The sequence below is a fragment of the Bacillus sp. P4_E1 genome (assembly GCF_056401715.1).
On sequence record NZ_JBFUIV010000007.1, the window covers coordinates 189,516 to 209,232 of the forward strand.

At 32.2% G+C, this 19,717-nt stretch carries 20 protein-coding genes and 1 pseudogene; 16 read left to right on the top strand and 5 right to left on the bottom strand.

Translation table 11 applies throughout. The features are described from left to right. The first annotated feature begins 15 nt into the window (after positions 1 to 15). On the top strand, positions 16 to 1,551 hold the full coding sequence (locus tag AC1DS7_RS12485; protein ID WP_476999008.1) for an MDR family MFS transporter: 1,536 nt from the start codon (positions 16 to 18) through the stop codon (positions 1,549 to 1,551). A 54-nt stretch (positions 1,552 to 1,605) separates the two neighbouring features. Here the strand turns inward: AC1DS7_RS12485 and AC1DS7_RS12490 are convergent, their stop codons facing one another. Continuing rightward, positions 1,606 to 1,926, bottom strand: a complete 321-nt coding sequence (locus tag AC1DS7_RS12490; protein ID WP_002032538.1) for a hypothetical protein — start codon at positions 1,924 to 1,926, stop codon at positions 1,606 to 1,608. Between the two features lie 412 nt (positions 1,927 to 2,338). Between AC1DS7_RS12490 and AC1DS7_RS12495 the strand changes: the two genes are divergently transcribed. Continuing rightward, positions 2,339 to 3,121, top strand: coding sequence for a BC_2878 family exosporium-associated protein (locus AC1DS7_RS12495; protein ID WP_476999009.1), 783 nt, complete (start codon positions 2,339 to 2,341; stop codon positions 3,119 to 3,121). A gap of 542 nt (positions 3,122 to 3,663) precedes the next feature. Here AC1DS7_RS12495 and ycaC read toward each other — a convergent pair. Continuing rightward, the gene (gene ycaC / locus AC1DS7_RS12500; protein WP_002192841.1) at positions 3,664 to 4,299 is read right to left on the bottom strand and encodes an isochorismate family cysteine hydrolase YcaC; all 636 of its coding nucleotides are present in this window, start codon (positions 4,297 to 4,299) and stop codon (positions 3,664 to 3,666) included. Between the two features lie 490 nt (positions 4,300 to 4,789). Here ycaC and AC1DS7_RS12505 point away from each other — a divergent pair, with 490 nt between their 5' ends. The 3 genes from AC1DS7_RS12505 (at position 4,790) to AC1DS7_RS12515 (ending at position 8,347) form a co-directional block, all read left to right on the top strand. Next, positions 4,790 to 5,560 (top strand): GNAT family N-acetyltransferase, encoded by a 771-nt coding sequence (locus AC1DS7_RS12505; protein ID WP_002013350.1) that lies wholly within the window; start codon positions 4,790 to 4,792, stop codon positions 5,558 to 5,560. A 593-nt stretch (positions 5,561 to 6,153) separates the two neighbouring features. Then, positions 6,154 to 6,849: a CsxC family protein gene (locus tag AC1DS7_RS12510; protein WP_002142145.1), complete on the top strand. Its 696-nt coding sequence runs from the start codon at positions 6,154 to 6,156 to the stop codon at positions 6,847 to 6,849. Positions 6,850 to 6,976: 127 nt separating this feature from the next. Then, positions 6,977 to 8,347 (top strand): BC_2427 family protein, encoded by a 1,371-nt coding sequence (locus tag AC1DS7_RS12515; protein ID WP_476999010.1) that lies wholly within the window; start codon positions 6,977 to 6,979, stop codon positions 8,345 to 8,347. Positions 8,348 to 8,709: 362 nt separating this feature from the next. On the opposite strand, the gene AC1DS7_RS12520 is transcribed toward AC1DS7_RS12515, so the two are convergent. Beyond that, a complete protein-coding gene (locus AC1DS7_RS12520) occupies positions 8,710 to 9,081 on the bottom strand; it encodes a GNAT family N-acetyltransferase (RefSeq protein WP_227590936.1) in 372 nt (123 codons plus the stop codon). Positions 9,082 to 9,366: 285 nt separating this feature from the next. Between AC1DS7_RS12520 and AC1DS7_RS12525 the strand changes: the two genes are divergently transcribed. The 8 genes and pseudogenes from AC1DS7_RS12525 to AC1DS7_RS12560 all read left to right on the top strand — a co-directional run bounded on the left by AC1DS7_RS12525 (position 9,367) and on the right by AC1DS7_RS12560 (position 14,780). Continuing rightward, the gene (locus tag AC1DS7_RS12525; protein WP_016101234.1) at positions 9,367 to 10,227 is read left to right on the top strand and encodes a DegV family protein; all 861 of its coding nucleotides are present in this window, start codon (positions 9,367 to 9,369) and stop codon (positions 10,225 to 10,227) included. Positions 10,228 to 10,455: 228 nt separating this feature from the next. Further along, positions 10,456 to 11,244, top strand: coding sequence for a PH domain-containing protein (locus AC1DS7_RS12530; RefSeq protein ID WP_476999011.1), 789 nt, complete (start codon positions 10,456 to 10,458; stop codon positions 11,242 to 11,244). 217 nt (positions 11,245 to 11,461) lie between these two features. Continuing rightward, a complete protein-coding gene (locus AC1DS7_RS12535; protein WP_016101236.1) occupies positions 11,462 to 11,590 on the top strand; it encodes a hypothetical protein in 129 nt (42 codons plus the stop codon). Continuing rightward, positions 11,542 to 12,240: pseudogene (locus AC1DS7_RS12540) on the top strand (M3 family metallopeptidase); the annotation flags it as partial. The gene AC1DS7_RS12535 and the pseudogene AC1DS7_RS12540, both read left to right, overlap by 49 nt. A gap of 13 nt (positions 12,241 to 12,253) precedes the next feature. Next, entirely contained in the window at positions 12,254 to 12,955 is a 702-nt protein-coding gene (locus AC1DS7_RS12545) for a 5'-methylthioadenosine/adenosylhomocysteine nucleosidase (protein WP_012261108.1), read from the top strand. A gap of 29 nt (positions 12,956 to 12,984) precedes the next feature. Then, entirely contained in the window at positions 12,985 to 13,659 is a 675-nt protein-coding gene (locus AC1DS7_RS12550; protein ID WP_016101238.1) for an HAD family hydrolase, read from the top strand. Between the two features lie 97 nt (positions 13,660 to 13,756). Continuing rightward, complete coding sequence (locus AC1DS7_RS12555) at positions 13,757 to 14,185, top strand: GNAT family N-acetyltransferase (RefSeq protein ID WP_195743473.1); 429 nt, start codon at positions 13,757 to 13,759, stop codon at positions 14,183 to 14,185. A 97-nt stretch (positions 14,186 to 14,282) separates the two neighbouring features. Continuing rightward, positions 14,283 to 14,780: a DinB family protein gene (locus AC1DS7_RS12560; RefSeq protein ID WP_016101239.1), complete on the top strand. Its 498-nt coding sequence runs from the start codon at positions 14,283 to 14,285 to the stop codon at positions 14,778 to 14,780. A 44-nt stretch (positions 14,781 to 14,824) separates the two neighbouring features. Here the strand turns inward: AC1DS7_RS12560 and AC1DS7_RS12565 are convergent, their stop codons facing one another. Beyond that, on the bottom strand, positions 14,825 to 15,241 hold the full coding sequence (locus AC1DS7_RS12565; protein WP_012261104.1) for a hypothetical protein: 417 nt from the start codon (positions 15,239 to 15,241) through the stop codon (positions 14,825 to 14,827). A 121-nt stretch (positions 15,242 to 15,362) separates the two neighbouring features. On the opposite strand from AC1DS7_RS12565, the gene AC1DS7_RS12570 reads away from it, so the two are divergent. From AC1DS7_RS12570 to AC1DS7_RS12580, 3 genes are all read left to right on the top strand, one after another. Further along, positions 15,363 to 16,010 carry a response regulator transcription factor gene (locus tag AC1DS7_RS12570; protein ID WP_016091564.1) on the top strand — a complete coding sequence of 216 codons (648 nt, stop codon included), beginning with the start codon at positions 15,363 to 15,365 and terminating at the stop codon, positions 16,008 to 16,010. Then, on the top strand, positions 16,003 to 17,379 hold the full coding sequence (locus AC1DS7_RS12575) for a sensor histidine kinase (RefSeq protein WP_476999012.1): 1,377 nt from the start codon (positions 16,003 to 16,005) through the stop codon (positions 17,377 to 17,379). The genes AC1DS7_RS12570 and AC1DS7_RS12575 overlap by 8 nt, the downstream gene beginning before the upstream one ends. A 136-nt stretch (positions 17,380 to 17,515) precedes the next feature. Next, positions 17,516 to 19,312, top strand: a complete 1,797-nt coding sequence (locus AC1DS7_RS12580; RefSeq protein WP_476999013.1) for a Xaa-Pro dipeptidyl-peptidase — start codon at positions 17,516 to 17,518, stop codon at positions 19,310 to 19,312. Between the two features lie 78 nt (positions 19,313 to 19,390). On the opposite strand, the gene AC1DS7_RS12585 is transcribed toward AC1DS7_RS12580, so the two are convergent. Further along, positions 19,391 to 19,669 (bottom strand): hypothetical protein, encoded by a 279-nt coding sequence (locus tag AC1DS7_RS12585; RefSeq protein ID WP_016101241.1) that lies wholly within the window; start codon positions 19,667 to 19,669, stop codon positions 19,391 to 19,393. Positions 19,670 to 19,717: the final 48 nt, after the last annotated feature.

Consider the following 19,717-nt stretch of genomic DNA (forward strand, 5'->3'; position numbering starts at 1 on the left):
AGGGAGAGCAAGGTTATGGTTGAGAAGAATAATAAGCTCGGTTTTGTTGTGGCGGGCTTATTGCTAGGGATTTTAATGGCATCAATGGATAATACCATTGTCGTAACAGCGATGGGAACAATCGTTGGTGATTTAGGAGGCCTTGAAAACTTTGTATGGGTCGTTTCTGCCTATATGGTCGCAGAAATGGCAGGTATGCCGATTTTCGGTAAACTATCAGATATGTATGGTAGAAAGAGATTCTTTATTTTCGGTTTAATCGTCTTTATGATTGGTTCGGCACTTTGTGGAACTGCTGAAAATATTACACAGTTAGGTATTTATCGTGCCATTCAAGGTATTGGCGGCGGGGCACTAGTGCCAATCGCATTTACTATCGTTTTTGATATTTTCCCTCCAGAAAAGCGCGGGAAAATGGGTGGTTTATTCGGAGCAGTATTTGGTTTATCAAGTATTTTCGGGCCATTACTTGGCGCATATATTACGGATTATATTAGCTGGCACTGGGTGTTTTATATTAACTTACCACTTGGAATTTTAGCACTTATTTTTATTACATTATTTTATAAAGAGTCACGAGTTCATAGAGAACAAAAGATTGATTGGTTTGGCGCAATTACTTTAGTTGGTGCAGTAGTTTGTTTAATGTTCGCCTTAGAATTAGGCGGACAAAAGTATGATTGGGATTCTAGCTTTATTTTAAGTTTATTTGCTGGGTTCGCTATTTTAGTAATTGCTTTTATTGTTATTGAACGAAAAGTAGAAGAACCAATCATTTCATTTGAGATGTTTAAACAACGTCTATTCGGAATGAGTACAATTATTGCCTTATGTTACGGGGCGGCATTTATGTCAGCAACTGTGTACATTCCGTTATTTATTCAAGGCGTATACGGTGGTACCGCAACAAACTCAGGATTATTGTTATTACCAATGATGTTAGGATCAGTAGTAACAGCGCAGTTAGGTGGATTTTTAACATCGAAACTTAGCTACCGAAACATTATGATTATTTCTGCTGTAATTATGCTAATCGGATTATTCTTATTAAGTACATTAATGCCAGAAACAAGTCGTATATTATTAACAATTTATATGGTTATTATCGGTTTTGGAGTTGGTTTCTCATTCTCTGTACTAAGTATGGCTGCTATTCATAACTTCGGTATGGAGCAACGCGGTTCTGCGACTTCAACGAGTAACTTCATTCGTTCATTAGGTATGACACTTGGTATTACAATCTTCGGAATGATTCAAAGAACTGGTTTCCAGGATCAATTAGAAGAATCGTTTAAAGGTATGAGCGGGGGAATGAATACAAACGCTTTAGGAGATTCAAGAGCTATTCTATCAGAATCGGCAAGATCTCAAATTCCGCCGCAAATATTAGATAAAATTATTGAAGCTCTCTCTAGTTCAATCGTTCAGACATTTATGTGGGCGTTAGTCCCCGCAAGTTTAGCGTTCGTATTCGTTTTCTTTATGGGAAATGAGCGCATGGTATATAAAAAAGAACAAAACAAGGTGAAAAGTGAAACATCAAAAGCATAAAGAAAAAGCTCCTTTCAATTTTGAAAGGAGCTTTTTCTTATGTACGGAGTCGAATTAGCCTTCGATAATTTCGTATTCTTCGTCTGCTAATAATAAAATTTGTGTTTTCTTACCTTTGTTTTGAACTTCAATTACATCATATGTACCTAAGTCTCTTAGCTTGCTTTGAGAAGCGTTAACCATAACTTCCATAGAATCAATTAAGATATCTTCTTCAACGTATGATTCAGGTAATGCCATATCTTCAGTATCTAATACACATGTATATAGATTTTGTAAGTTCTCAGCAGTTGGGTTTTGTTCCTCAACATCAATGATGTTTTTTACTGCTTCCATATTTTCTTCTTTTACTTGATATACTTTAATTTTAGTCATTGTTTTAATCTCCTTTATTACGTAATCTTAGAGGCTGCAATTCATCCCGCAATAACGAGCAGTAGACTCCCGCCTCAAGGTGAAGAAGCAAATGATGAGGACGGCAGGAGATAACTGCCCGTAAGAGCCCGATTGGTGAGGGCTAACCATTAGTAGGAGATAAAGCTCCCCGCTAATAGAAGTTTCACTTTATTATAACGCTTTTTTGTTGAAAGATGAAATTGTTATATGCATTTATAGTGAAAAATATATTTTATTACTTATTTGAGGAACGATGAGTTTCTTAATTTGACAGGCATATGTCTGTATACTTATCTAGACTAATATTAGAGTTATATTGTCCAAGCTTTTCTTACATACCTTTCATATTATATTTATTAGGTAAAACATATAGGAAAGGAATGGAGAATCAGTGGATTGTGAGCCGAAACGTGATTGTCAATGTTGTCAAAATAGTATATGTGAATTTTTGAAAAGTTTACATCCTTATTCTAGGGTTGAGAGTATCGTAATAGACGGAAACGAAATAGTTGTATCCTATTTTATTTCATTTAATGAGATAAAAGGTATAGTGTCGTTTGCACAAGAAGACAGTGAGGTAATATTTGTAGATTGTTCAAGAATTGATGCGATTCGAATAGGGAAAGTTTGTAGTTGTAAAACGAAAGTTAAATTTATTGAAGATGAATTCAGTTTACTTGGAAATGTTTGTCCACATTGTTTAAATGAGGGAAGTACACTATTCTTCGATTTTAATAATCCTGAATTAAGTTTATCTTTACAGGCAACAACGATTGATCCACCTAGATGTATTGAATTTGTAGATGAGCTTGGGAATGTAGTAAAGCAAATTACTATAGTAGGTGAAGCGATTGTTTCTAAAGATTTCGTTCCGGTACCTGAACTGTTAGATTTTCGATTAATCTTATCGGATATAACTGGAAATCCATTGAAATTTGGATTACTGTTTATTAACTTCCCTGATATTACGTTTATCATTCTTTTCGCATCAAATGGATACCTCAACATTTCAAACTGTTTAAAAATAGAGAGTGGAACTGGAAATGCCGAAATAGAAGAGATGAAAAAAGAGATTATTAACGACAATAGTATGATGTACAATTCAATTATTAAGTTAACTAGAAAATATAAAAATGGTGAGACGGAATCTTACATTTCTAAGAAGGAGTTATAACGTATTTATCGTAATTAACCCTCGTACACTATAATGAGGGTTTTTACATAAAAATGATTAAATTAAATATTGTTACATTTGAATTTAGCTATTTATTGTGTGGAATCGGAAATTTTTTAGCTTCTCTTTAGATACACTAATGAAAGTAAAGGTATTTATTGTTTTCTATACTGTATAGGCCGTAGTAGCGGGAAATAGGCTGGTTTGTACTATCAATTGATACGTGTTATTCCTTAATGCGTCACTGCCATAAACATGCAAATTAGGTACCCTGCTTACGCAACAAAATATGAAAGAAGTCAATTGCAGGGGATATTTATTTAAGTGTAAATAAATATAGCGGTGGAGTAGGCGATTATACAATATTAGTAAAATAATTAAAAAAAGGGCTGCTACGACAGCCCYTTTTTTAATTATGTGAATACCTGCTGTAAGTTTTTTGGGGAGTGAATTTTATTAGGAATAATTAGTCATCATTGTTACCATATATCGCCATCAAGTTAACGAAAATACAATACCAATTCTGATTTTATATTAAGATTTTACTTGCTAAGCTCTCTTTGAGCCCCCATATAGCTTCCAATGATATTTTGATAACTTGGAAGATGCTTAGCAAGTAAAGCTCCGAAACCTTCAACATCATTTCGCCAGTCACGCTGTAATTCTGCTGCAACGCTAAACCAGTTCATTAGTTGCACCCCTCCATGAGCCATACGCATAAGAGCGGCATCAGCAACTTGTTTACTAAAAGTTCCAGATGCATCCGTTACAACAAATACCTCGTACCCTGCATTTATAGCTGATAGAGCTGGGAACGCAACACAAACATCAGTAACGACACCTGCGATAATTAACTGTTTTTTACCCGTTGCTTCAATAGCTTTTACAAATTCATCATTGTCCCACGCGTTAATTTGTCCAGGACGCGCTATTTTAGGCGCATTTGGAAATAGTTCGATTAATTGCTGCATGAGTGGACCATTAGGACCGTCTTCGAAGCTAGTTGTTAAAATAACAGGTAAATCAAAAAACTTAGCGGTATTCGCAAGAGCTAAAACATTATTCTTGAATTCATCAACACCATAGTCACGCACTAGACTGGAAATAAGACCTGTTTGATGATCCACTAGAAGAACCGCGGCATCACTTTTTGAAAGACGAGAATACAAATCAGACATTTTATAATCCCCCTTAATAAGCTTATTTACAAATCAATCTTACAGTTATTTATCTTGATTTGGTATACATGCAAAAATTTATCAACAAATAGTTTTTATTAGAATATTGGGATGTATGTATTTTTATATTGAGGAATTACAAATTTTTCGTTTTGGGAAACAATGTATTAATTGAGTGGATAGCTATGTGGTATGGTCCTAATGCTATCTATTATTTGTGAATAATAATGTTTTTACCTGTAAATAGAAAATGAGATATGAGGACTAAAATGAATCTGAAAATAGCAATTCTTGATTGGTAAATCATTTCAATGAAATTAGATGTTATAATAAAATTGAATTTACGTATAATTTATAATTATTTGATATTTGAGAGTTGAGTTTCATAGACATTTACTTAGATAATAAATAAGTGTGTATAAGAATACTAATAAAAGTTAACTCATGAAAATGTTGAGTCTAGTTGATTTTAAAGAAAGCGGGAATGTAAATGATATATGAGGCAAAAATACATACAAGAAAAAAATTAGTTTCTATGTTCGAGGATTTTAATAATGTTGTTCTACTTTCTTATTTACAAGGACATATGGGCAATGCCTGGGTGAACGATCTTGAAAACCCGACAGTAGCGCAAATTACGGTAGGGATTTTCACATTTTACGCTGGGGATCCAAATGCAAAAGAGACAGAAGAGTTATTACGTAACATCCCTGAAAGAATTTTAGTAATCGTAAATAGTGATCAATGGAAAAAGCGTTTAGAAACATTCCATGAAAGAAAAATAGATAAGTTTTTACGATATAAATTTAAAAGAAATGCAGAAGTGTTTAATCGCTCAAAATTACAATCTTTTATAACTGCACTTCCAAAAGGATATGAATTAAGAAAAATAGATGAGCATATCGCAAATAATCCAACATTACACAACGTTTCTGAAGATTTTACAAGTCAATTTCGATCAATAGATGATTATGTAAATCGAGGTATAGGTTATAGCATTTTGTATAATGGAGAAGTCGTATGCGGTGCATCATCATATAGTATTTATAATGATGGTATTGAAATTGAAGTTGCTACTGATCTTGATCATAGAAGAAAGGGATTGGCAACTGTAGTTTGTGCGACCTTAATATTGGATTGTTTAGAAAAGGGGAGGTATCCAAACTGGGACGCAGCGAATAGTACTTCTGTCAAATTAGCAGAAAAGCTAGGGTATGTTTTTGATAAGGCATATGATACTTATTTTGTAAATAATAAGTGAATGAACGGGAGCGTGTACGGATTGTACAACGTCATAAGACTAGTAAATTAACGTTTAGTAGTCTTATTTTTTATAATTGCAAACAAAAACTAAACTATCCAAAGATAAAAAGGTATTAAAAGAGATGTTAATAAATGAAATTAAGGGAAAAGAATGACGACAAGATTGGTTTCCTAAGAAGAGTTGATAAATTTTAGTGAAAAATTTGAGAATAAAACAATGATATTAATGATAAGGATGAAGGGATTCCGCAAAAATTTGGGTATAAAAACCGACTTTTTTTAGTCGGTTTTTATTTTTTTCAACAGTAGAGTGATACTAATATTGATTTTTCTTCTATTACTAGTGAATATAATTAACACATCAGTTCCTACTTCCACGATGAGGGTTCAGAAATTCTCTTTTTATATAGGTAGATAATCATAAAGGCTTAATATATTAAGTTATGTGTGTTTAACTAACAATAAATTTGCTATTTTTTTGTAAATGATGAAAGTAACTATTATACAAACCCACGCATTAATAGAAGAGATACATATACAGTATAGAGAGTTAAAAAACTCCAAAATATTGTATAAAGGAGATTATAAAATATGAGCGAACAATGCCCAATTAATGTACCATGTCAGGTAGATGGACAAACTCAAACGCCATTAAGTGATGCAGCTGCAACACCAATTCTTACTCCAGGAGCACCGATTGTAAAAATACCAGTTGTATTAGCAGAAAGAACAATTCAAATTGTTGTAGAATCTGATATTTCATTAGATCCTCCAGCAGTTGAAATTAAACGTATCTTAAAAAATGTATTTTTAACACAATGTAAGTTAGTTCCTGTAGCATTTACTCCAGTACCAGGTACAAATTACCGCCGAGTTACAAGAGCAAAATTATTTGTACAAGGATATATTCGTAAAAATATTGAATATGCAAATGATGAGTGTAATGGAGTGCTATATGATCGTATTGCAAATGTTCCATTTTCTGGTTTTGCAGATTTAACAGCAGCAGATTTTCTATCACAAGCTATAGTAGCTTCTTCTTCAGATACTACATCTCACTTTATTAATCCTAAAAATGGTGATTTACCACGTTTAGACAAATACTTCTTCGAAAATACAGTGTTTTATAATGAACAACCATATTGTGAATTAGTAAGCGCTCAATTTTTTGAATTAGACTTTTCACCTTGTCCAACAGAATTAAACGAGCCATTTGGAACTCTTCGTGAAAAAATTGTACTAGACCTTACTTTAAAAGTTTTACAAGTACAACAAGTACAGGTATAAAATTAAAAAAGCATTGTCTTTATTAAAAAGACAATGTCTTTTTTATTATTATAAAACATATATAATGATGAAATGGTCGCGTACAAAAAGCATATTTTTAGGAATTACATCAGAGGGGGGGATGGTGATGAATAAGCCATGGGTTGGTAAAGAAATATGGAACAAAGTTTACAAATGGAAAATGCTGAATGTTCAAGATGATTCACGTGAAATAAGAGAAAAAAAGAAAAGTAAAGAAACAGAGTCAAAAAAAGAAGATAAAGTAATTGGAATAGAGAAAGAAAGTGAAAAAACTGAATCAAAAAAAGAAGATAAAGTAATTAAATTAGAGAAAGAAAGTAAAGAAACAGAGTCAAAAAAAGAAGATAAAGTAATTGGAATAGAGAAAGAGAGTGAAAAAGCTGGATTAACAAAAGAAGATAAAGCGAATGAATTAGAGAAAGAAAGTGAAAAAACTAGATCAGCAAAAGAAGATAAAGCGAATGGATTAGAGGAAGACGAGGTGAAAAGTGAATTAGCAAAAGAAGATGAAGAAACCGAATCAGAGAAAGAAGAAATAGCAATTGAATCAAACAAAGAAAGTGARGAGACTGAACCAGCAAAAGAAAATAAAGTGATTGGATTAGAGAAAGTAGAAGTAGCAAATGAATCAGAGAAAAAAAGTGAAGAGACTGAACCAGCAAAAGAAAATAAAGTGATTGGATTAGAGAAAGTAGAAGTAGCAAATGAATCAGAGAAAAAAAGTGAAGAAACTGAACCAAAGAGAGAAAGTATAGGTTTAGGATCAAAAATAGAGACTTCAGTGCATTCAATGGTAGTGAAAACGCCATTTTCTATTATTTCAGAAGTGTCTAGCTTTAAAGTATTTCCAAAAATAAATGTGAAAAATCAAGATGCATTTGTATTTCGAAATGAAAAAGATGCGGAGGGGCGTGAATTAGATTCTAAGTTATTAACTACAGTGCAACAGTATCATTCGGAGGCTTATTGTAAATTAGTTTCTTTAAATCTTCATGAAAAGAGAGTGCTTGTTGAATTATATAATCAAAAAGTTAAAGGGAATAATGAAGAGAATAAGGTAGAGACATCTTCATGGATTCCTATTCACAGCATAATATTAGAGAGTGAAAATGGGGGAGAAGTAAGTAATTATATAACAGCCAGACTACCAATAGAAATAGGAAGATATAAAGGTGAAATTAGTTTACGAGAAAAAGTGGTATTTACAGAAAAAGTCATAGGAATAAAAGAGGTGGAACAGGAGATTATTTTGACAAAAACCGAATTTTTAGTACCAAAAGTAAAAAAGAATGGACAAAATAAATTTACAGTTGAAAAAGGGAGCTTATTGGTAGAAGGATATATATATCAATGTATTGAATACATATCAGAACAAAGTACATTTCATGACAATGTGTATCAGTTAGTACAAAATATTGTATTGGAATTAATCATTCAAGTGATACAAGAACAGGAAGTACAAGTGCGAATTACATAAAAATGATTATATTCCCTTGATTAGCTCATTATTTTTATTCGTAGCGTATCAATGCGTAATCTTTTGTAAATCATTCAGTGTATAGAATATCCTCCAAACGGTTTATCCTCAATGAATTAATTTTAATATTTATGAAGGATGATATTATTGCTAGCTAGGATAGTTACTTAATTGTATGAATTTCTTCAGGTTTAAGTTTTAAAAGGGTGCTAACAAGTTTGTCAACGAACTTGCTAACACTTATTAAAAACGGGTATAAAATGTGGCGTATATGTTGTTTGAATAAAGAAGCTAATTCACAGATAATTGCTTGTATAATCTGATGTGTAATACAAAGTGCATTGACTCCTTTTTTACAAAACTTACAACTTAAATAGTAAAACATGTTTATCGTAATTTTCCAAACACCAATTATATTTTTTTAGAATAATTGGGTGGACAACTTCTTTCGTAGTATCGACTTCAGTATAGCCATATTTTTTATAAAAATTTTCTAGTTCCTCGAAAGGAAGACAATACACATTTAGTATTTGTAATTTTTTTGCAGTTTGTACTAAAAATGAAACGAGTTGCCCAGCTAATTGTAGACCTCTAAATTTAGGGAGAATAAAAATTCCACCCATTTCAATAGTACCTTCATCTATTTGGACTAAACGTCCAACACCTGCATACTCGTTGTTATATGTAATGATCGCAACTGTGTCTCGTGTTAAATCACTTGGTACAAATCCTATCGATTCATAATGATTATTAACTCATTCTAAATCGTTATATATAGCTAGTTGAATACTTATATGTATCCTCCCTCAGAAAAAATGTAATATTCTCATTATAAACAGTGTAATAACTTGTAAAAAGAGGTTAAAATGAAATCATTTTTATTTGCAGTTCAAGTTTTGAAGAATAGTGCATACAATATAAAGTCTTTTCCTTTCTTCATTTAAGTTTTACGTATATAATTTAAAAGTACTATTTTTATTTTATATTTTTTATATTTATAACAGAATAGAGGTTTAAAAATGGGTGTTAAAATCATTACGGATAGTGCGGCGGATTTACCGGTAGAATTGCTGCAAGCATATGATATTGATTTAATTCCACTCCGTGTATATGATGAAGCAGAAACAGAGTATTTAGATGGGGTTACATTAAAATCAGTTACATTACTGCAAAAAATGAGAGAAGGCGCAGTTTATAAAACGTCATTGCCTTCACTTGAAACATTCCAAGAAAAATTTGTTTCCTATGCAAAAGAAGGTAACCCTTGTATATATTTAGCCTTTTCATCTGAATTGTCTGGTACATATCAATCGTCAGTTCTCATTAAAAAAGAAGTGAAAGAAACATACACTGATTTAGATTTAGAAATTATCGATACAAAATGTGCCTCACTCGGTCAGGGTATTGTCGTATTAGAGGCTGCAAAAATGGCAAAAGAGGGCGCATCAAAAGAAGAAATATTAAACCGTGTAGCTTTTCTAATGGAGCATATGGAACATATCTTCACTGTAGCTGACTTACAGTACCTTGTTAGAGGTGGACGTTTAAGTAAAGTAGCCGGTTTCATCGGTGGTTTATTAAACATTAAGCCAATTTTAAATGTGGATGAAGGAAAACTTGTACCACTTGAAAAGGTAAGAGGGAAAAAGAAAGTATTAAGCCGAATTGTTGATATTATGGAAGAGCGCGGGAAAGACCTTAAAGGTCAAACAATCGGTATGACTCACGGTGATGATTTAGAAACTGCCGAAGCATTAAAAGCATTAATTACTGAAAGATTCGGCTGTGAAGTATTTATCGTAAATACAATTGGAGCAGCAATCGGAGCGCATACAGGACCTGGTGCGTTAACGTTGTTCTTCTTAAATAAAGTAGAGTAAAGTAAGAGATTGATCTTTGATCAATCTCTCTTTTTTTGTTGCGAGGTAATTATTTCTAAATGATGATATAGTATTGATTCTATGAATAATTAGTGATAAAGTGTTTGTTTCTCTATTAATAAATGAAATCCAAGCAAATTTAGTAACCTTTTAGTATTAATCATAAAATAGGGTACTAAATATTGTTGAAAATAATAGAATTTTCATATTGAAACTTGGAGGTTGATTATGGTTTTTTTTAGTTTAAAAGTGGTATGTGGCGTTTGTGATAATAAAGTTGGTTTGAATCGATACAAAGTAAAAAAATCAAATGCTTGGGTTTGTCCAGATTGCTTAAAAGCAGCAGGTGGCATGACTGTTGTGCCTGTAAATAAAGTTACAATTGAAGAAATTAAAGTAATGATTGAAGAGAGAAAAGCTGTAATTGATGCAAGGACAGAAAAAATTGCTGAAAATCCGATGTCAACTGCTGAAGGAATGTATCAATACTGTGTTGATAATAACTTTGGCTCTGGATATAACGAAAAGTGGAGTTTAAAACATTTCGGAGTACTTGAAAAAAACTTGATGCAACCCGAAGAAGTTTTAATGACTTTTATCGGTTTACATAATTATGAATCCGCAACAAAACATGATCGTAATTTCGCATATGCTATTACTAATAAAAGAATTATGTTCGGACAAAATTCTTTAACTGGTGAAAAGTTCAAATCCGTGGCTTATGAAAAAATAAATGATATAACATTTGAAAAAGGATTATTATTTGGAGTCTTAACGATTGATACACCGCAAGAAAAATTTAATATTTCTTTAGAAAAAGATTCAGCAACAGCTATTAATAACAATGTTCATCAAGTTTTGGATTCATTAAAAAATAGTACAACTGAAACTCAATCGGTTTCAAAACCTGTAATATCTGTGGCAGATGAGTTGAAAAAATTCAAAGAATTATTAGATATAGGTGTTATTACAGAAGAGGAATTTAACGCTAAGAAGAAACAGTTGCTTAATTTATAACCTAAATCTAGTAAGTGGAATTTGTTTAGAAAAACTTCTTCCGAATTATGGGGATAAATAAAATCTATAAGTAGATGATTTCTGTATTTAACGGAAATCATCTTTTAAATTTATTATAAATCAGAATTTTTAGTTATGTTAAAAATTTCTTTATTCATATATAATTGTGTAGGTGCTAATTTGTTGTAACTGCTTGTAAAAATAGGAGGTTATTAAAATGAATGTCCTTATACAAACACCAACTCAATGGGATTTATATAGGTTATATTCTGATGAACAAGACTTTATGTTTTCTATAGAACAACTAAAATTTCACTTCGTTATGATGGAACAATTGATAGTGTAAGAGTACTTGCTCATGAACTAGGACACGCTTGGCATTTTTATGTTATGAGTCTTGAACAATCTACTTCATTTTTAGATGATTATCTGCCAATGAGTACAGCTGAATCAGCGTCTATTTTCTTTGAAACGGTAATCATGAATTATTTAATTCAAACAACAGATTGTGTAGAGATGAAAAAGTCATTGCTTAGCTGGAAAATAAGAAATAGTTTTAATTATGTTATGGCAATTCGTGCATCGTTTCAGTTTGAGAAGAAGTTTTATGTAGAATGCAAGGAAGGTCCTTTAAGTGCTGATGAAATTGAGAAATTATCTATAGCCGCGCAAGAAAAGGCATACGGAAATGCACTAACAGAATATCAGCCGTTTGTTTGGATGAAATACGTTCAGTTTTATATAGCAGATGTTCCTTTTTATAATTATCCATACACATTTGGGTATTTAGCGAGTTTTAGTTTAATTGAAATAGCAAAGGAAAATAAAAATGCATTTCATTTGAGGTATAAAGAGTTTTTACGAGAAACAGGAAAGGCCCCAGTTGAAGAATTGATGAAAAAACATTTTGATATTGATCTAACAGAGTATGAATTTTGGAATAAAGCTTTTATGCAAATTCATAAAGATATTGATGAATATTTGCAAATTAATTAAGGGGACTACATATATGAACAGAATCGGTATTATCGGAGCAATGCAAATAGAAATAGACTTACTATTAGAAAAACTACTTATTAAAGAGGAACATACTATTGCGGGAATACCTTTTTATAAAGGAAACTTCATGGATACAGAAATTATTATTACGCGATGTGGTGTAGGAAAGGTAAATGCCGCCGCATGTACACAAATTTTAATTAATAAATTTGATGTGAATTCTATCATTAATACAGGTGTTGCGGGTGGATTACATCCGGATGTGAAAATTGGTGATCTAGTTATTTCTACAAATGTTACGCATCATGATGTTAATAAAAATCAAATGAAGAATCTATTTCCGTTTCAAGAAGCGTTTCATGCAAGCGAGGAATTAAGAGATTTAGCCCGAAAAGCTGTTAATAGTAGTAGTTTAAATATTACTGTTCATGAAGGAAGAATCGTCAGCGGAGAATGCTTCGTCGAGGATTCAAAATTAAAGGAGCAATTAGTCATTGAATATACACCTCATTGTACAGAAATGGAAGGAGCAGCAATTGGACATGTTGCTTATATAAATGACATACCGTTTCTCGTTTTGAGATGCATTTCTGACAGTGCAGATGATTCAGCGCAAGTTTCATATGATGATTTCGCGAAAACTGCAGCGAATTATTGTTCAGAAATTATTGTTGAGATGCTTAAAAATATTTCGAGTAAAGCTGTATTGTAGTTCATAAGTAAAGAATGGGAGAGAATATCATGTTACAAGCACTAATTTTCGATATGGATGGAACTTTATTTCAAACAGATAAAATTTTAGAGTTATCACTAGATGATACATTTGATCATTTACGGTCACTACAATTATGGAATACGATAACACCAATTGATAAATATCGTGAAATTATGGGTGTACCTTTACCTAAAGTTTGGGAAGCTTTATTACCTAATCATTCTAATGAAGTAAGGGAACAAACAGATGCATATTTTTTAGAAAGACTAATTGAAAATATAAAGAACGGAAATGGTGCTTTATATCCGAATGTAAAGGGAATTTTTAGTTTTATAAAAGAAAATAACTGTTCCATTTACATTGCTAGTAATGGTTTAACGGAATATTTACAGGCAATCGTATCTTATTATGGTTTAGACCAATGGGTTACGGAAATATTCAGTATTGAACAAATACACTCGCTAAATAAAGGTGACTTAGTTAAATGTATTTTGAAGAAGTATGATATAAAAGAGGCAGCGGTAGTTGGGGATCGTTTATCGGATATTAATGCGGCAAAAGATAATGGTTTAATTGCGATTGGATGTAATTTTGATTTTGCACAAGAAGATGAGCTTGCTCATGCTGATTTAGTAATTGATGATTTAATGGAACTGAAGGGGATATTACCAGAATTGAAGAATACGTACATAACAAAATGAATAAGTTCACATTCAAATGAATGCTCAGGATAATATATTCTTGGGCATTTTTATTTTTCAAAAAGATACATTTGGATAGAGAAAGTGGGAGATTAAGCTGGAAGATATACAAATAAAACAAATTGGAGATCTGCTAAAATATGAGGTCAATCACCTTGTCCAGGAAAGTAAAGAAGAAGGATTTAACTTCTTAATAAAACTAATAAATGAATATGAAAGTAAAAGAAATACATTTAGTAAAACAGGTGAATGTTTATATGGAATCTTTCGAGGGGATACGTTAATTGGAATCGGGGGATTAAATCAAGATCCGTATACGAAAGATAATAAGATTGGCCGATTGAGGAGATTTTATATTGCAAAAGATTACCGGCGGAAATTAAGCGATGCAAAAATCTATTTTACTATTGTTGTCTTACATACAGATACAGAACAGGGGGATAAATTTTATACTTCGAGTGGATTTGCGAAAGGGAAAATGTATGTAGGAACAAGCCATTATCTAAACTTAGATAAAAGGATGTAGTGAATTATTATTTGATCTCCAAGAGAACGTTCGTTCTACAATATGTAGATTTATGGTATAATTTATTTGAATCTACTATTAGAATGGGGATTAGATGATGGGAGAAAATAAAATTATTAATGATTTTAAAGATTATTCAATGTGGATAACCACATTGAAAGGTATGAAAGAAGAATTGTGGACAGCGCCAATATCAGAGGGGAAATGGACTATTGGTGAGATTGTATCTCATATTATGAATTGGGATGACTATCTTTTACGTGAGACATTATCATCAGTGAGAGATGGACAGGAAATGGAGTTCCCTGACTTTGATACATATAATAAACAAGCCTCTAATTATGCAAAATCAGGTATATCTAAGATAAAACTTCTTGAAGAAGCACAAGCTAAAAGAGATTTACTTGTTCAAGAGCTTAACCGACTGTCTATTGGAAAGCTAAAGGAACATTTAACTGCCAATGGAGTATCATATTGTCCTCATACTGGAATGCCGTACTCTCTAATATATATTATTAAAGAATTCGTAGATCACGATAACCATCACAAAAGGCAGATTATTAATTTTTTAAATGAAAATCAAGTTGTTAACTGATAAAGAAAGATCCCGCGAATGATACTTGCGGGATCTTTAATTAATTATAATTTAACATTCATTTGTTTCAATAAAGTTTTCGGATTACCTTTTACATAATAAAAATGCGGATTATTTTCATCATCGTAAAGCATAATGTAAGGTTTTTCGTTAAGTGGGAGAAGGATGAGTACTTCATCAATTGTTGTATGTAACCATTGATTTGTAATAGGAACAGGTTTCGATAATGGGATTTTTATCATATGTCCATCTTTCGGAACGACGTTTAAGTTTTTGAACGGGCCAGTAATGGATTTAGCATATTGAACAGCTTCTTTTTGAATAGCTGGATCTAAAGATTGTTTTTGAACGACCATTTCTTTTTTACAATCAAATACTTCAATTTGTTTATTTGTATTTGCGAACGCATTTGTTGATAATAAAAAGAAGAGAAGAGTAATGACTCCTATTTTTTTGAACATGAAACAACACCTCACACTTACTATACCCTCAAACGTTGTAAATATTTTTATGTCACATTGATGTAACAAAGAAGTTGTATGATAAAATTGATATTTGTTTATAAGTAATGGAGGAAATGTAATGAAAGTATTAATCGCGGATGATGAACAAGATATGCTGAAAATTTTAAAAGCGTATTTTGAAAAAGAAGGCTTCGAAGTTTTATTAGCAAAGGATGGAGAGGAAGCACTTCAAATATTTTATGATGAGAAAATTGACTTAGCTATTTTAGACTGGATGATGCCGAAAAGTAGTGGTATTACTGTCTGTCAGGAAATAAAAAAGAATTCGAGTGTAAAAGTATTAATGCTTACTGCGAAAAGTGAAAGTGAAGATGAATTAGCAGCTCTTCAAACCGGGGCAGATGAGTATGTGAAAAAACCATTTCACCCAGGAGTGCTAATTACGCGAGCGAAAAAGCTTGTACAGCATGAAGATATTATTCAAGTTCAAGATTTAAAAATAGATTTCACCAAAAATAAAGTATATAAAAATGAGAAAGAATTAGACATTACAAAGACAGAATTACAATTAATAAAGTGCTTTTTAAATCATAAAGGCACGATTTTAACGAGGAAAAAGTTGTTAGATATCGTCTGGGGATTTGATTATTTTGGGGAAGAGCGAACAGTTGATACGCATGTAAGAAGATTACGTAAAAAAATAGGAGAAAATATTATAAAGACACATCGCGGTTTAGGATACAGTTTGGAGGAAGAGTGTGAATAAACTCGGTAAAAAGTTATTTTTCAGCATCTCTTTAACAGTCATCCTTATTTTTTCCATCTCTTTATTATTAATTAACTATTTTTTACCAAAATATAATGTGCACAAAACACGCGAAAGCTTAGAAGGCATTACAGCGCAAATCCAGTCAATACCGCGTAAAGAACTAGATGATGCTATAAATCGTATTGAAAATGAAGGTAATGTTACGATTGCGTACACATCAATAAATAGTTCAGAAGATGCTATTAATGAAGAATTACGCATGCAACTTACAAAAAAGAGAGTTGCATTGAATAAACTTTGGATTACAAAAGAAGAAATTACGAAAGTGAAGAACCTCGGACAATCGAATAAAATATATGATCAAGAAAAGATAAAATCTAGTTTTTTTGCGAAATACATTGCGAAAGATGATATGTTGATTTTAGTAGGAGTTTCTATCGCACATTCAAATGAAGTAATTAAAACGCTTAACTCATTTTATTTATACATTTTGGGATTCTCACTATTTCTTATTATCGTGCTCGTCTGGATTTTTTCAAAAACAATCACTACACCACTGAATGAATTGAGTGATGTCGCAGAAGATATTTCACGTCTGAAATTTAAACGGACGAAAGTTAAAACGAATGATGAAATAGGTGATTTAGCAAATAGTATAAACATTATGAGTGATAAATTACATGAAGCACATCAAGATTTAACAGATCGAAATGACCACTTAAAACGATTTATGGGCGATGTAACTCATGAATTAAAAACACCAATCGCATTAGTAAAAGCATATTCTATGGGAATAAAAGACGGTTTAGATGATGGCACATATGTTGATACAATCATTAAACAAACAGATCAAATTTCAAATTTAATTGAAGAKTTATTGCGATTTTCTAAACTAGAAAGAGATATTTTACAAAAAGAAGAATTCCCTATTGAACCACTAGTACAAAGTATAATAGATAAGCATAAGATTGAACTGGAGTCGAAAGAACTCAAGTTGCAAGTGAACTATAGTGTTGGTGACACGATTGTTTATGCTGATTTAAATAAAATGAGAATGGTCTTTCAAAATTTAATTTCTAATGCGATAAAATATACAACGAATCAAAATATAAAAATCATATTAGAAGAGAAAAATGGCATTGTGTATTTTCAAATTCAAAATGGTATTGCTGCTGAGGGAATTAAAGAGATAGATAAAATTTGGGAGCCTTTTTACGTATTAGAGTCTTCTCGCAGTAAAGAAAAATCAGGTACTGGATTAGGATTAGCGATTGTAAAAAGTATATTAGAAAGACATGGTTTTGAATACGGAGTTTCGGTAGAAGATGGAGAAATACAATTTTATATGTATATAGAAAGGAACTAATTGTTATTAGTTCCTTTTCTATTATCTTGAAAGATTCGAATGTTTTACAAATTTCTCAACTTTCCACGAAATATAAACTGAATTTTCTGCATTTTTAATGTATAGTAAAAGAAGGAATATATGGGGAGGGAAGGGCATGAAAAAAAAGAAAATAGCAATTACACTATCGACTATATTATCTTTAACAATTACTTCAGGAGTTTCTAGTATGACTGCACATGCAGAAGAAAATGAAGGGAGCTCCGTAAAAGACAAAAATGTTATGTTAAATGGTCAAATTTCAGAGGGTTTAATGTCAAATACGAAAATTGAATTAGAAAATGGGATGACGAAGCCAATCTATTCACTTGATGAAGCCATCGTAGAAAATCTATTTGTAGAGACAGAAGTTGATAGTGATCGTGATGGTAAAAAAGATCGTGTATCAGTAAAGGTTATGCGTCCAAAGACGAACTCAGATGTGAAAGTCCCCGTTATTTATGAAATGAGTCCATATCGATCAGGATTAAAAGATGTTCCTGTTTATAATGTTGATGAAGAATTGTATGCGTATGAAGGAAAACCGTATGGGGCAGTTAATCTTGGGTCGTATGGTAATTATTATGTTCCGAGAGGATATGCAGTCATTTTAGGCGAAAGTATCGGAACTGGAAAATCAGATGGATGTCCGACAACTGGAGATGAACAAGAAATATTAGGGACTAAGTCTGTCATTGATTGGGTAAATGGGCGTGCGAAAGCATATACAGAGGATGGTAAGGAAGTAAATGCAAATTGGTCTTCGGGAAATGTAGGAATGACAGGAGTTTCTTATAATGGTACGTTACCGAATGCTGTTGCAACGACAGGAGTGGAAGGGTTAAAAACAATTATTCCAATCGCAGCGATTAGTAGCTGGTATGATTATTATCGTGCAAATGGGGCGGTTATTGCGCCAGGTGGTTATCAAGGAGAAGATACAGATAATATGGCAGAAGCAGTACTAACAAGAAAGAACCCTGAAGTTTGCGGGCAAATTATTAAAGAACTAACAGCTGGACAAGATCGTAAAACAGGCGATTATAACGATTTTTGGGATAAACGTAACTATGTAAAAGATGTTAAGAATGTGAAGGCTAGTGTGTTTGTTGTTCACGGTTTAAATGATTGGAATGTAAAAACGAAGCAGTTCGCACAGTGGTGGGAAGCTCTTGGCAAAAATAATGTTCCTCGTAAAATGTGGTTACATCAAGGTGGACATGGCGGAACATCAAGTAATAACTGGCAACAAACCCAAAATAAATGGTTCGATTATTGGTTATATGGAATTGAAAATGGAATTATGGATGAACCGATGGTAGATGTACAACGTGAAAATAAATCGTGGCAAAAAATAAAAAATTGGCCAGATCCAGCAGCTGTACCATCAAAAGTCCGTATGTATTTAAGTAATAAATCAGTCAATCTACCATTAAGTATGGGATCAGTAAACAATGTTTTCTCATTAGTAGATGATGCTAAAATACAGTCAAATCAGCTAGTAGAAAACCCTGAGTTAGAAATAGCGAATCGATTAGTATATACAATGCCTGTACTGCAAAAAGATATGCGAATAAGTGGTACGCCTAAAATTTCAATAACAGGAAATATTGATCGATCTGTTTCAAATTTAACAGCTGTACTCGTTGATTATGGCGGAGCGAAGCCTGAAATCGTAACGAGAGGTTGGATGGATCCGCAAAACTTAAATAGTATAGAGAATTCAACAGCGATTCAACCTGGTAAAGATTACACATTTACATGGGACATGCAGCCAGATGATTACGTATTTAAAGCAGGGCATCAAATGGGGGTCGTTTTAATCGCAAGTGACTACGATTATACAATTAGACCGAAAGCAGGAACGAAGCTAACGGTGAAATTGAGTGAAGTGACATTGCCGATTGTGAAATAAATAGTTTTTGATAAAGAGCTTACTATAGTAAGCTCTTTAAATTTTGAAATAGAAATGCCTACAAATATGGGGAGTGCATTATGCATTTCTATTGGTAGATATAATAATATTTACAACAAATAAAAAAATTGCATTAATGATTAAAAGGCCACTAAAGGTAAAAGCGGCAAAACCTCCAGCTAATCCATCTCCTACTTTTTCTCCAATTACGTGCATAGTGGCAAAGAAAACAATGGGGGAAGAAAGAATGAAAATACCACTGGCTATTTTCCATATTCGTTTATACTGCTTTGCTATAAAGAAAATTAGAACATTAATAGCGATAAGAAGAAAAAGAAATCCAATTAATGAATTCATCATATCCTCCTTTCAGTATAAGTCTGAATTTTGGTTTCTATATGTTCA